10 protein-coding genes are annotated in these 12,826 nt (G+C 58.9%); 2 read left to right on the top strand and 8 right to left on the bottom strand.

The window, feature by feature from the left end; translation table 11 throughout:
- Positions 1 to 145: 145 nt before the first annotated feature.
- The 8 genes from HMPREF1494_RS03160 to hisS form a co-directional block, all read right to left on the bottom strand.
- The gene (locus tag HMPREF1494_RS03160) at positions 146 to 1,279 is read right to left on the bottom strand and encodes an amino acid ABC transporter permease (RefSeq protein ID WP_034519484.1); all 1,134 of its coding nucleotides are present in this window, start codon (positions 1,277 to 1,279) and stop codon (positions 146 to 148) included.
- A 6-nt stretch (positions 1,280 to 1,285) separates the two neighbouring features.
- On the bottom strand, positions 1,286 to 1,963 hold the full coding sequence (locus tag HMPREF1494_RS03155) for an amino acid ABC transporter permease (protein ID WP_034519481.1): 678 nt from the start codon (positions 1,961 to 1,963) through the stop codon (positions 1,286 to 1,288).
- Between the two features lie 3 nt (positions 1,964 to 1,966).
- Positions 1,967 to 2,809, bottom strand: coding sequence for a glutamate ABC transporter substrate-binding protein (locus tag HMPREF1494_RS03150; RefSeq protein WP_129879413.1), 843 nt, complete (start codon positions 2,807 to 2,809; stop codon positions 1,967 to 1,969).
- 32 nt (positions 2,810 to 2,841) lie between these two features.
- Positions 2,842 to 3,639 (bottom strand): amino acid ABC transporter ATP-binding protein, encoded by a 798-nt coding sequence (locus HMPREF1494_RS03145; RefSeq protein WP_003840758.1) that lies wholly within the window; start codon positions 3,637 to 3,639, stop codon positions 2,842 to 2,844.
- 320 nt (positions 3,640 to 3,959) lie between these two features.
- Positions 3,960 to 4,754 (bottom strand): amino acid ABC transporter ATP-binding protein, encoded by a 795-nt coding sequence (locus tag HMPREF1494_RS03140; RefSeq protein WP_428853409.1) that lies wholly within the window; start codon positions 4,752 to 4,754, stop codon positions 3,960 to 3,962.
- A complete protein-coding gene (locus tag HMPREF1494_RS03135; RefSeq protein ID WP_034519466.1) occupies positions 4,751 to 6,295 on the bottom strand; it encodes an ABC transporter substrate-binding protein/permease in 1,545 nt (514 codons plus the stop codon). The genes HMPREF1494_RS03140 and HMPREF1494_RS03135 overlap by 4 nt, the downstream gene beginning before the upstream one ends.
- Positions 6,296 to 6,450: 155 nt before the next feature.
- Positions 6,451 to 8,250, bottom strand: coding sequence for an aspartate--tRNA ligase (gene aspS / locus HMPREF1494_RS03130; protein ID WP_034519461.1), 1,800 nt, complete (start codon positions 8,248 to 8,250; stop codon positions 6,451 to 6,453).
- Positions 8,251 to 8,312: 62 nt separating this feature from the next.
- Positions 8,313 to 9,704: a histidine--tRNA ligase gene (gene hisS, locus HMPREF1494_RS03125; RefSeq protein WP_033489198.1), complete on the bottom strand. Its 1,392-nt coding sequence runs from the start codon at positions 9,702 to 9,704 to the stop codon at positions 8,313 to 8,315.
- Positions 9,705 to 9,821: 117 nt separating this feature from the next.
- Here hisS and HMPREF1494_RS03120 point away from each other — a divergent pair, with 117 nt between their 5' ends.
- Positions 9,822 to 11,258 carry a DUF349 domain-containing protein gene (locus HMPREF1494_RS03120; protein ID WP_034519457.1) on the top strand — a complete coding sequence of 479 codons (1,437 nt, stop codon included), beginning with the start codon at positions 9,822 to 9,824 and terminating at the stop codon, positions 11,256 to 11,258.
- A gap of 908 nt (positions 11,259 to 12,166) precedes the next feature.
- Entirely contained in the window at positions 12,167 to 12,706 is a 540-nt protein-coding gene (locus HMPREF1494_RS11645) for a hypothetical protein (RefSeq protein WP_229059198.1), read from the top strand.
- Positions 12,707 to 12,826 lie beyond the last annotated feature (120 nt).

Genomic DNA, 12,826 nt, shown 5'->3' with positions numbered 1-12,826 from the left:
TTCGCGATTGCGGGGTTCTTTGCCTCACCCTTCTTCGAATCCTTATCCGCCATCCCAAGCCTCCCTGCCTGACGATTGACGGTTCCCATGGTAGACGCAAATGACCGATTCTCGGGGATACCCCCAAAGAATCGGTCATGGTGTGTTACTTGCTGCCCTTCGGCTTGTCTTCCTTCGGCTTGGCTTCCTTCAGAAGATCACCGAACGGGTTCTCGCGAAGCGGTTTGCCGTTCTTGCCGAACTTGATCTGGCTTTCCGGATGCGTCTCATCGTAGCCTTGGTCGTACCGCGTCTGACGCCAGTGGCGAATCGACGCGTTCGTACCACGATGGTGCACATGGTACTGGCGTTGCGCACCGCCCAGCGGCACGCCTTCCTTGGCCACGGCGATCTGGTTCACGTTAGACGGATCCATGATGGCGATCGGGGCGACCGGCTCGGGTTCGGCGGGGGCGGCAGTGTGCCTCTGCATGCGTTCCGGCAGCCATTCGGCCAACCGGCTCAGCAGCCAACATGCGATGAAGTACACGACTGCGGCCACCACGAGGGTCTGCAGGATGTTGAAGTACATCGAGCCGAGTCGGCGGGACTCCTGCAACAGGTCGGTGTACATGATAATCGAGCCGAGGGCGGTGTCCTTCAGCACCACGACCAGCTGGATCACGGCGGCCGGCAGCATGGCGTAGATGGCCTGCGGCACTTCGATCTGCATGAGTGACTGCGTACGGGTCAGACCGAGGGCGAGGGATGCCTCCCTCTGGCCGTTCGGCAGGTTACCCACACCGGAGCGAACCAGCTCGGCGACCACGGAGCCGTTATAGATCACCAATGCGAGTACCACGGCCCAGTAAGCCGGGCTTGGCAGGCCCGCGAAGGCAAACCAACGCCAGAAGAAGATCATGAGCAACAGCACCGGCACGGCTCGGGCGAATTCCACGATGGCGCCGGAAACGGTGCGAATGATCAGGCTTGGCAGCAGTCGGCCGATGCCGAAGACCAGACCGAACGCCACGGCCCCGATCACCGCGAGTATGGTGGCGCGAACCGTGGCCCACAGACCCGGCAGGTAGAAATCGGTCCATGCCTCACTGTCGAGGGCTGGCTTCCACAATTCCCAGCTCAGCTGGTTCTCGCCGTCCGGCGGGTTGTGCAGACGCATCAGCATCAGCACGAGCACGATTGCGAAGACGATGCCTGCGATCCAATTGACGATACGGATGGTCTTGCGGCCCTTCGGGCCCGGCTGGTCGAACAGTACGGCGCTTTCATTGCTTGCCATGGTGCGTCACCTCCTCACCGCGAGCTTGTTGGATAGATACGTCGTCAGCATGCCAATCGGAATGATCAGAATCACGTAGCCGAAGGCGAAGATCAGGAAGATCGGCACGATTTGGTCGGCATGATATTCAATCATCTCACTCATCATCGTCGAGGTTTCGGTAGCCACTGACGCGGCCGCCGCGACGGTGGAGTTCTTCAGCAATGCGATCAGCGTGTTGCCCAGAGGCGCCACGGAGCCACGGAAGGCCTGCGGGAGGATGATCTGCGTGGCTGACTGCATGAAGCTCAGGCCCAGCGCACGCGACGCTTCGGCCTGGCCGAGCGGCACGGTGTTGATGCCCGAGCGCAACGATTCGCATACGAAGGCCGCGGTATACAGGCTCAGACCCGTGACCGCCAGCCAGAAGAAGTTCGTGGCGAAGGTATCGGAGAAGCTGAATTTCAGCTGGGCGTACGCGCCTAGCACCATGAACACCATGATGATGGTCAACGGCAGATTCTTGAACAGTTCGACATAGGCGCCGGCGACGGTACGGAGCGAAGCGATCGGCGAGATGCGCATCATCACAAGGATGACGCCCAGAATCGTAGAGAACAGCGCCGACCACAAAGTCAACTCGATATTCACCAGAAAAGCGCCGGGAATGTTGTATTGGCTGAATAGCGCGAGGAAACCGTCCATCACTTAATTCCCCTTCCCATTCGGCACAGGCGGATTGTACTTGTCGTTCGGGGTGTAATCCACGCCCTTCGTATTGTCGGCGATGGCACGCTTCCAGGAGCCATCCTGAATCATATCGGTGATGGCGCTGTTGATCTTGTTCTTCAGCTCGGTGTTGCCTTTCTTGACGCCGATGCCGTAATACTCTTGGGTGAACGGCTTGCCCACCAAGCGCAGTCGTCCGCGGGAGGCTGAGGCGAGGCCTGCGAGGATGATGTCATCTGTGGTGGCAGCATCCACGATGCCTGAAAGCAACGCGGTGGCGCATTCCGCCATGCCCGGCTGTTCCATCAGCTGGGTCTGCTTGGCGAACTTCTCCTTGACATTGACCGCGGACGTGGTGCCGGTCATGGAGCACAACCGCTTGCCGTTCAGGTCCGTGGGCCCGTCGATGCCCTTCTCGTCTTTGCGTACCAGCAAATCCTGGCCTGCCACGAAATACGGTCCAGCGAAATCGACGACCTTCTTGCGTTCGTCTGTGATGGAATAGGATGCGACGATATAATCGACGTCACCGTTCTGCAGCATGGCTTCACGCTGCTTGGAGGGCGCCTCCTTCCATACGATCTGATCCTCGGAATAACCGAGCTTCTTGGCCACGTACTTGGCCACATCCACGTCGAAGCCGACGTAGGTGCCGTTCTTCTTGAAGCCCAGACCGGGCTGGTCGAATTTAATGCCGATGCGGATCTTGCCATCCGCATCATCCGCGCCGCACGCGGAGACGGCGAACACGCATGCGCATGCGCAGAGGGCCGCAACGGCCCTGCGCAGCATACGCTTCGCCCTGGTTGAAAGTGATGTCATTGGAAAATCCCTCTTCTGCGTGTTCGAATCGCTCAGTGGGTGAGGATCTTCGACAGGAAGTCCTTGGCACGATCGGTCTTCGGATTTTCGAAGAAATCATCCGGCGTGCTCTGTTCGAGAATCTGGCCGTCGGCCATGAACACGACCTTGTCGGCCACCTTGCGCGCGAAGCCCATCTCATGGGTCACGCACAGCATGGTCATGCCTTCATGGGCGAGTTCGACCATGACATCGAGCACCTCATTGACCATTTCCGGATCGAGCGCGGAGGTCGGCTCGTCGAACAGCATCACCTTCGGCTGCATGGCGAGCGCTCGGGCGATGGCCACGCGCTGCTGCTGGCCGCCGGACAGCTGTGACGGCATCTTGGAGGCCTGTGAGGCCACGCCGACTCGACCGAGCAGATCCATGGCGAGGTCCTCGGCGGCCTTCTTGTCCATGTGGCGCACCTTGATCGGCGCGAGCGTCACGTTTTCGAGAATGGTCTTGTTGGCGAACAGGTTGAACGACTGGAACACCATGCCGACCTCGGCACGCAGGCTGGCAAGCTCCTTGCCTTCCTGCGGCAACGGCTTGCCGTCGATGCGGATATCGCCCGAATCGATGGTCTCCAGACGGTTGATGGTGCGGCACATCGTGGACTTGCCGGAACCGGACGGACCGACGATGACGAGTACCTCACCCTTCTTGACGGTGAGATTGATGTCCTTCAGGACGTGCAGGTCACCATAGTGCTTCTCGACATGGGTCAGTTCGACGAGTGGACGATCGCTGACTTCGGCGCCCGGCACCAACGGGCGCTTTGCTGTGGTTTCGTTCATATCAGACATAACCGGCAAGTATAGGGAGCCTTTGTTTCCCTGCCTGTTTCCTCATGAGACGAAGTTCGCATTGTGAGACGGTGTCACCTCACCACAGCCGCGGCAATTCAATGACGAGTACCGCCACGACGACCAAAGCGGCCGCCACCCCGTAGGTCACCCTCGCCGGCACCCTATTGGTGAACGCCTTGATGCAGCGCCGGCAGATCTCACTGATGTTCATACCGGCAAGGCTATGGCCGTAAAGCAACGACCAAGGGTGAGACAGGCGAACGCAGGGTGAATTCTCATGGGCGTTCGCCTGACTTCCACGTGCAGATCGCCACCCGCTACAGCACCTTGGAAAGGAAGGTCTTGAGCCTTTCGCTCTTCGGGTGATTGAAGATCTGATCGGGAGTCCCCTCCTCTTCGATCACACCGGCATCGGTGAAGATGACTCGCGTGGCCACCTCGCGGGCGAAGCCCATCTCATGGGTGACCAACACCATGGTCATGCCCTCCTTGGCGAGCTCTCGCATGACCTCGAGCACATCGCCGACCATTTCCGGATCGAGCGCGGAGGTCGCCTCGTCGAACAGCATCACCTTCGGGCGCATGGCCAGCGAACGCGCGATGGCCACGCGTTGCTTCTGGCCGCCGGAAAGCGAACGTGGCATGGCGTCGGCCTTTTCGGCCAGTCCGACGGTTCCGAGCAGCCGCATGGCGTGCTCACGTGCCTGGATCTCGGACTCCTTGTGCACCAACTTGGGCGCAAGCGTGATGTTGTCGATCACGCTCATGTTGTTGAACAGATTGAAGTGCTGGAAGACCATGCCGACCTGTTCGCGCACCTTGTCGATGTTCACCTTCGGGTCGTTCAGGTCATGCCCGTTGACCACGATCCGGCCGCTAGTGGCGTGTTCCAATCCGTTAAGGCAGCGCAGCAACGTGGACTTGCCTGCGCCGGAGGGACCGATGATGCAGATCACCTCACCACGGTGCACGGTCAGATCCACTCCTTTGATGACTTCGACATTGCCGTAGCTCTTGCGGAGATCCGTGACATCGATCATCACATCGTCGGTGCCGGTTCCGCCGGTCATGCCGTCATCGAGCATCATATGCCTGACGTTGCTTTCGCTCATCGATTCACCTTCCTATCGACGATATTGGCCAGCCATGTCAGCATGGTGATGGCCACGAAGTAGATCACGCCGACCAACAGCAGGGTTTCGGTGACGCGGAAGTTCGCCGCATACAGCTGCTGGGCCTGGTAGAGCAGTTCGCCGAAGCCGATGGCCAGCAGCAGTGAGGAATCCTTGATCATGATGACCAGCTGGTTGATGACCGATGGCATGGCGATTTTGCTGGCTTGCGGCAGGATCACGCGCGCCATGGACTGACGACGATTGAGACCGAGTGAGCGAGCGCCTTCCATCTGGCCGGGATCGACGGCTTGGATGGCACCACGTACGATTTCCGCCAGGTAGGCGCCTGAGTTGAGCGACAGCGTCAGCGCACCGGCAATCCAGATGTTCACGCTGTGCCCAATCAGCTGCGGCACGCCGAAGTAGAAGAAGAACGCCCACACCAGAATCGGAGTACCACGGAAGATGGCGACATACACTTTGGAGACGCCGGAGGCGACCCTGTTCTCCCCTACTCGCATCAGGCCGAAGGCCACACCTAGAAGCAGGGCGATGGCGAATGAGATGACAGTGATGAACAGCGTGTTCTTGAGGCCAATCATCAACGCGGGCAGCGACTGCTTGGCCAGTCCCAGGAACCCGACCTTGGCTTTGGCGGTTGCGGTGGCATCGTTGTCGGTGACCATGCCGGAAATGGCCTTGACCTGCGCCTTGGCGCCCTCGGCACCGAGATACTTCGCGATGATCGTCTCGTATTCGCCCGAGGAGATCAGTTGGGCGAGACCATCGTCGATGGCTGCCAGCAGATCGGCGTTCTTGCCTTTGTTCACGGCCATGCCGTATTCGCCGTGCGGCACTTTCGGGGTGACGATCTTCAGACCGTTGTGCTGGGATACGCCATAGGCCAGCACCGGGTAATCGTCGAATACGGCGACGGCGTTGCTGGACTTGACCATCTCGTACATGGTCGAGGATTGGTCGACGGATGTGACGGTGTAGCCGTATTCCTTGGCATGTTCCTTGGCATAGGCCTCGCCTTCGGAACCGGTTTTCGCCACCACGGTCTTGTCGTCGAGGTCCTTATAGCTTTTGATGTCGTCATTGTCGGCGGCGACGGCCATCTGAATGCCCGACTGGAAGTACGGGTCGGAGAAATCATAGGTCGCCTTGCGCTCGTCGGTGATCGACATGCCCGCGATGACCAAGTCCACCTGATTCGAACTCAACGCCTGCAATGCGGCATTGAAACCGGAGGCCTGAATCTCAATTTTGAAGCCTTCCTTCTTGGCGATGGATTGGATCAGCTCCATGTCGATGCCGACCATCTTGCCCTTCTCCTGATATTCGAAAGGAGCGAACGTGGTGTCGGTACCGATCTTGTAGGTCTTGCCCTTGGTTGCCGCCGGGTCGCCGACTTCAGCGGCATGGGCGACGGGAGCAGCGGCCGCAAGGCCCAGAACCGCAACCGCAACGACCATCAACAACGTGCACAGGCGAACCCATGCACTACGAAATAGCGTTTCTATATCGGAAATCATCCTGTGAAAATAACTCTTTCTTGGTAATAGTTAGCGTTCCCCTTCTTTCTCACTGTAGCGAACGCATACGAAAACAGGTGCTCCAACCATGAACGAGGGCTGTTCGCGCATGGTGTCATGCACGAACAGCCCTCGTCCTACCGCAAGAAGAGGTGTCAGTCCTCGTCCTCATCCGGATCATAGTCGACACCGGTTTCGGCGCGCTGTTCATCGGAGATCGGAGCCGGAGCACCGGTCAGCGGATCACGACCGCCGCCGGCCTTCGGGAAGGCGATGACGTCACGGATGGAATCGGCACCTGCCAGAATGGCGGCGGTACGGTCCCAGCCGAGGGCGATGCCGGCATGCGGCGGAGCACCGTACTTGAAAGCCTCAAGCAGGAAGCCGAACTTGTCGGCGGCCTCTTCCGGAGTAATGCCCAGCACGTCCAACACACGGTCCTGAATGTCGTCGCGGTGGATACGCACGGAGCCGCCGCCCATTTCGTTGCCGTTGCAGACGATGTCGTAGGAGTCGGACATGGCATGTTCCGGATCCTTGTCGAAGGTGTCGATCCAATCCTTCGACGGCATGGTGAACGGATGATGCATGGAGGTCCACTTGGAGTGACCGACTGCCACATCATCGTCATCCGGATCATCGGTCGTCTTGAACAACGGGAAGTCCACGACCCAGGTGAAGGCGAAATCGTCGGGCTTGAGCAAGCCGGCGCGATCGGCCAGCTCCACACGCACGGCGCCCAGCAGTTCCTGCGCGGAAGTGCGACGGCCGGCGGCGAAGAACACTGCGTCTCCGTCTTCGGCGCCAATGGCTTCCTTCAGACCATTGCGCTCCTCTTCGGACAGATTCTTGGCAACGGGGCCCTTAAGCTCACCGTTCTCGGCAAAGACCACATAGGCGAGACCCTTGGCGCCACGCTGCTTGGCCCAATCCTGCCATGCGTCGAACTGACGGCGAGGCGTGGCAGCGCCACCCTTGAAGAGCACGGCACCGACGTACGGTGCCTGGAACACGCGGAACGGGGTGTTCTTGAAATAGTCGGTCAGCTCGACCAGCGGGTTGCCAAAGCGCAGATCCGGCTTGTCGGAGCCATATTTATCCATGGCTTCCTGCCAGGTGATGCGCTGAATCGGCAGCTGAATCTCGTAACCCGCGGACTTCCAGATGGCGGCGATGACCTTCTCGGCCATGGCCATCACATCCTCCTGATCCACGAAGGCCATCTCCATGTCGAGCTGGGTGAATTCCGGCTGGCGGTCGGCACGGAAATCCTCATCGCGGTAGCAACGGGCCAACTGATAGTAGCGCTCCACACCGGAGACCATGAGCAGCTGCTTCAGCAACTGCGGAGACTGCGGCAGAGCATACCAGGAACCCGGCACGAGACGGGCCGGCACCACGAAGTCGCGAGCGCCTTCCGGCGTGGACTTGATCATGGTCGGAGTCTCGACCTCTTCGAAGCCCATCTCCTCGAGGGCGTGACGTGCGGCCTTCGACATCTGGGAGCGCAGTTTCAGATTGTGCTGCATGGATGGACGACGCAGATCGAGGTAACGGTACTTCAGACGCACATCCTCGCCCGGCAGCTTGTTTTCAGACTCGTTTTCAAGAGCCGTGGAGACCTGGAACGGCAAAGCGTCGGACTTGGCGAGCACCTCGATGGTTTCGGCAACGACCTCGATCTTGCCGGTGGCCAGATGATCGTTCTCGTTGCCATCCGGACGCAGACGCACCTCGCCGATGACCCGGATCACGAACTCGGAGCGCAACGGACGCGCCATTTCCTCGTCGTAGATCACGACCTGCACCAGACCGGTGTTGTCGCGAAGATCGATGAAGGCCACACCGCCGTGGTCACGACGACGATCCACCCAACCGGCGAGCGTCACCTTCTGGCCAACGAGCTCCTCGGTCACCTCGGTGGCATGATGTGTTCTATAAGCCGTCTGGCTCATGCTTCCTCTATTCTTTGTTTCCTTATGTTCAATGAACGAAACAATACCGTATGCCTTGATGTTCAGGCTTCGACGGTAACGGTTTGCCGGGCATACACAGTATCCGGCTCCCACGACCTCGCATCAGCCGGCTGCTGGTCACCGGTGATGATGTTCTTGACTTCGTCGCCGACACCATCCTCGGCGGCATCGGAGGGGAACCACACGTACGGGACGCCCAGCTTGTCCGCGTATTTGATCTGCTTGCCGAGCTTGGCCGCAGTCGGGGCCACATCGGCCGCGATGCCGCGTGCGCGAAGCTGGTTGGCGATTACGTTGGAAGCGGAACGGTCGGCTTCGTTCCACACGGCCACGAGCACGCTTGCCGGGGAAACCCGGTTGGCGTGCGCACCGGCGGCATGCAGCATGTAGGAGACCAGACGGGACAGGCCGATTGACAGGCCGACGCCGGGATACTTTTTGTTGCCCTGCGAGGCGAGGTTGTCGTAGCGGCCACCGGAGCAGATGGAGCCGAGTGATGCGGCGCCATCAAGGAAGGTCTCATATACGGAACCGGTGTAGTAGTCCAGACCGCGGGCGATCTTCAGGTCGGCGATCACGGAACCCGGACGAATGCGCGCTGCCTCATCAACGATCATCGCCAAGGTGTCGAGGCCCTGACGGGCCAGCACGTAGGCGTCGGAATCGGCCGCGATGTCGTGCTTCGCGCACAACGCATCGAATTTTTCGGCCAGATCGGCTCCATTTGCGGCGGTCAGTTCGGCCAGTTCAAGGCAGGCTCGTGCCTGATTTTCGTTTGCACCGCAGCCTTCGACGAGCAGCTTGGCCACTTCGTCGGCGCCGATCTTGTCGAGCTTGTCGATCTCACGCAGCACGCCTTCGACGTCGGTCAGTCCCAAACCGCGATAAAAGCCTTCGGACAGCTTGCGGTTGTTCGCATGCACGGTGGCCTTCGGCAAGCCGAACTCGCGCAGACGTTCGAGCGCCGACACCATGACCAGCGGCAATTCGACCTCGTAATGGTCAGGCAGATCGCCATTGCCGATCACATCGATATCGGCCTGCACGAACTCGCGGAAACGGCCCTCCTGCGGACGCTCGCCACGCCACACCTTCTGAATCTGCCAACGCTTGAAGGGAAAGGCGAGGTCACCTGAATGCTCGACCACATACCGACTCAGCGGAACCGTCAGATCAAAATGCAGGCCCAAACGATCCTCAATCGGAGTGTCGGACTCGTGACCGACCTCCTGCAGACGACTCAGCAGGTAAATCTCCTTGCTGGTCTCACCCTTCTTCAACAGGCTCGAACCCTGCTCAACCGCACGAGTTTCAATGCCGATGAAGCCATTGAGTTCGAATACATTACGGAGCGTGTCGATAACACGCTGCTCCACAACACGTTCAGAGGGGAGCCACTCTGGAAATCCTGAAATAGATGCGCCTTTTGCCACGGTTCCCTATAATAAATGAGGTTGCGGAAAATGCCGCACGATTGTTCAGGCTTTCCTGGGTCGATCTGCGTCATCCGCTTCCCTGCACTACATGAAGCTTACTTAAAGGAGCTGGCCATGGCCGACGAGAATGTCACCGCGTCCGAGAACACCAATGAAATCACCGAGCAGGCGACGACGCCCGCAGCCCAGGCCAGCAAACCGGCCGTTCCAAGCCCGGCAGCGATGAAGCCGCACGCCCCATCCCCCGCCGCATTCGCCAAGAAGACTCCGTCCCGCCCGGCTCCGGCAGCCACCGGCACCGGCTTCTCCGAGGCTGATGTCAAAGCCGCCGAGGCTTTCGGACGCGTCTCCGATGACGGCACCGTATTCGTCAAGGAGGCAGAGGGAGAACGTGAGGTCGGCCAGTTCCCGGATGCCTCCAAAGAAGAGGCCCTGGCATTGTATGCACGCCGTTACCTCGATCTCAAGGCCAAGCTCGACCTGTTTGCGAACAGGCTCAAGTCCAGCAGCGTCAAGTCCCGCGAAATCGACGACTCGCTGAAGACCCTGTCCGAAGAGACCGAACAGCCGGCCGTCGTCGGTGATCTGGCGGCCCTCAAGGCGCAGTTCGAAGCCTTGAAGGAAGAGGGTGCGGCCAAGAAGGCCCAGCTTTCCGAAGCCCGTAAGGCAGCCGTGGCCAAGGCAGTGGCCGAACGCACCGTCATCGTGGAAAAGGCCGAAGCCCTTGCCGCCGGTCTTGACAGCAACACCAACTGGCGTTCCACTTCCGACAAGTTCCGCTCGCTCTTCCAGCAGTGGCAGGAGCATCAGCGCAACAATGTGCGCATCGACAAGGCCGATGCCGATGCGCTGTGGTCCCGCTTCTCCACGGCACGCACCGCCTTCAACGTGGCACGCCGCAAGTGGGCCCAGACCCGCGACGCCGAACGCAACGAAGCCAAGGAGGCCAAGGAAGCCATCATTGCCGAGGCCGAAGCCCTGAAGGACTCCACCGCTTGGGTGGAAACCTCACGCAAGTTCAGCGAGCTGATGGATCGTTGGAAGAAGGCCGGCCGTGCGGGACGCCGCGAGGATGATGCCATGTGGGCCCAGTTCCGTGCCGCCGCCGACACCTTCTTCAACGCACGTCAGGCGGACCGTGACCAGATCAGCTCCTCCGAAAAGGAGAACCTGGCCAAGAAGGAGGAACTGCTGGTCAAGGCCGAAGCCCTTGTTCCGGTCAAGGATGAGGAGGCCGCCAAGCAGGCGCGTCAGGCACTTGCCGCCATTCAGGAGGAGTGGGATCAGATCGGCTATGTGCCGCGCGACGAAGTCCGCCGCATCGAAGGCCGTCTTGACGCCGTGGATAAGCAAATCAAGGCCGTCGAGGATGCCGCCTGGAAGCAGTCCGATCCGGAAGCCGACGCCCGCAAATCCTCCTTCGAGGAACAGCTGAACGCCCAGCTGACCGAGCTCGACGCCAAGATCGCCGCTGAGTCCGATCCGAAGAAGAAGGCCAAGCTCGAGGCCGAAAAGGCTACCAAGGAACAGTGGCTGAACGCCATCAAATAGCCTTGGTTCGGCTGCACGCGACTTGACGTCACACGCACGGTCCGTAACGCAAAAGGGCGGGTACGTAACTTTTTTAAGGTTGCGTACCCGCCCTTTCGTCATATCCAGAGAATTCACCCATCGAAACCAATCTATATCCACAAAAACCGCCCTATATCCAGCACCAGATGTCATGAATAAGCTCCTATGTGTGGAATCAGACTGTTTTTCGCTGGAACAAAGCTGGTATCTGCAGGATTCAAGACACATTCAAGACGTCTACATCACTGTGCGATGCGCACCGCCGAGCATCGGACCATATCAATCATCAAACGACCAAATCAAGCGCCAAAAGACTTATCCACACCTCTTTTGACCGTAACACGCCGACGCCACCCCGTAGCGACCCTTAAGTTATCCACAATCGCCAAATCGACTAGACCACAGAACATGGGTTTCCCTATGCTCGAACAATGAACATCAGGGCAGTTATCAGACAGCGCCTGCGGCAGGCACAGTCCCGGTGCATGTGCGTTCTCGCACGGAACAACAATGAAAGCGCCTTGCTTCACAGACTCACCGTGCAAGGCATCACATGCCGTCCCTATCCGGGAATGTACGCGGAAAAAACATACTGGAATGGTCTGGACGCAATCGAACGATCCCGACATATATGCAGAACGCTGGCCCAACATCATCCCAACATGATTTTCAGCTCGCTCTCCGCGGCGGCATTATGGAGACTCGACCATTCAACCGCTTTGCACAGCAACGGCACCATCTACATCGCCTCTACGTCAGGAAGGGGTGGAAGCTACTGCAATCAAATCAAACGCGTACATACGGCATCAAGATTTCTGGACCAAGCCGTAAATCTGGATGGCGCCAAGTCAACCGACATATTCCGCACTCTTTTTGATTGCGGACGCATGCTCTCTTTTCGTAACGCATTTGCGATTTTCGAATCCGCGATTCGAGACGGGCATGCTTCGCGACAGCAGATCATCGACTATTGCGATGAGCCGTATGTCGGCAGAAAACGTGAGCTGGCGATTTCCGTCGCACAACATGCCATCGGCATTAGCGAGAACGGCGGGGAATCATTTTGCCTGGCAACCATGATCGAGGAAGGCGTTGCGTTGCCTACGCAACAGGTGGAATTCGTGCATCCTGTTTCCGGCGAGCGCCGCCGCGCCGATTATGTATGGCATACGGAGGATGGCCGAACGATTGTCGGAGAACTTGACGGACAGGACAAATACGTGAATCCGACGATGACCGGAGGACATACGATCAGCGACATTGTGGAAGAGGAACGACTGCGATCCGATACATTACGAGCATGCGGCGTCGATGCCGTCGTAAGGTTCACCTTTCTTGATGCGGTCAGGCGCACGCCGCTCATCAACAAATTACGTGCGGCCGGAATACCGTTCACAGCCAAGCCTTCGCTGCCCCACCATCGGTAATCTGCGATACAAGCGTGTGTACACCGTGCAGGACAAACACGGCGCCAAAATACTGATCCATATCCAACAACACATATATGAAATCCACGAAAAGCGGCTTATCCATGACAACGATCTGTC

Source organism: Bifidobacterium sp. MSTE12 (assembly GCF_000513015.1).
GTDB lineage: Bacteria > Actinomycetota > Actinomycetes > Actinomycetales > Bifidobacteriaceae > Bifidobacterium > Bifidobacterium dentium.
Note: the sequence above shows the minus strand (reverse complement) of the source record. Positions and strands in the feature narration are given on the sequence as shown.

Coding starts and splice junctions, on each gene's coding strand:
- HMPREF1494_RS11645 (WP_229059198.1), top strand. CDS start 12,167: ATGCTCTCTTTTCGTAACGCATTTGCGATTTTCGAATCCGCGATTCGA.
- HMPREF1494_RS03140 (WP_428853409.1), bottom strand. CDS start 4,754: ATGAGCGAAAGCAACGTCAGGCATATGATGCTCGATGACGGCATGACC.
- HMPREF1494_RS03150 (WP_129879413.1), bottom strand. CDS start 2,809: ATGACATCACTTTCAACCAGGGCGAAGCGTATGCTGCGCAGGGCCGTT.
- HMPREF1494_RS03155 (WP_034519481.1), bottom strand. CDS start 1,963: ATGGACGGTTTCCTCGCGCTATTCAGCCAATACAACATTCCCGGCGCT.
- aspS (WP_034519461.1), bottom strand. CDS start 8,250: ATGAGCCAGACGGCTTATAGAACACATCATGCCACCGAGGTGACCGAG.
- HMPREF1494_RS03120 (WP_034519457.1), top strand. CDS start 9,822: ATGGCCGACGAGAATGTCACCGCGTCCGAGAACACCAATGAAATCACC.
- HMPREF1494_RS03145 (WP_003840758.1), bottom strand. CDS start 3,639: ATGTCTGATATGAACGAAACCACAGCAAAGCGCCCGTTGGTGCCGGGC.
- HMPREF1494_RS03135 (WP_034519466.1), bottom strand. CDS start 6,295: ATGATTTCCGATATAGAAACGCTATTTCGTAGTGCATGGGTTCGCCTG.
- HMPREF1494_RS03160 (WP_034519484.1), bottom strand. CDS start 1,279: ATGGCAAGCAATGAAAGCGCCGTACTGTTCGACCAGCCGGGCCCGAAG.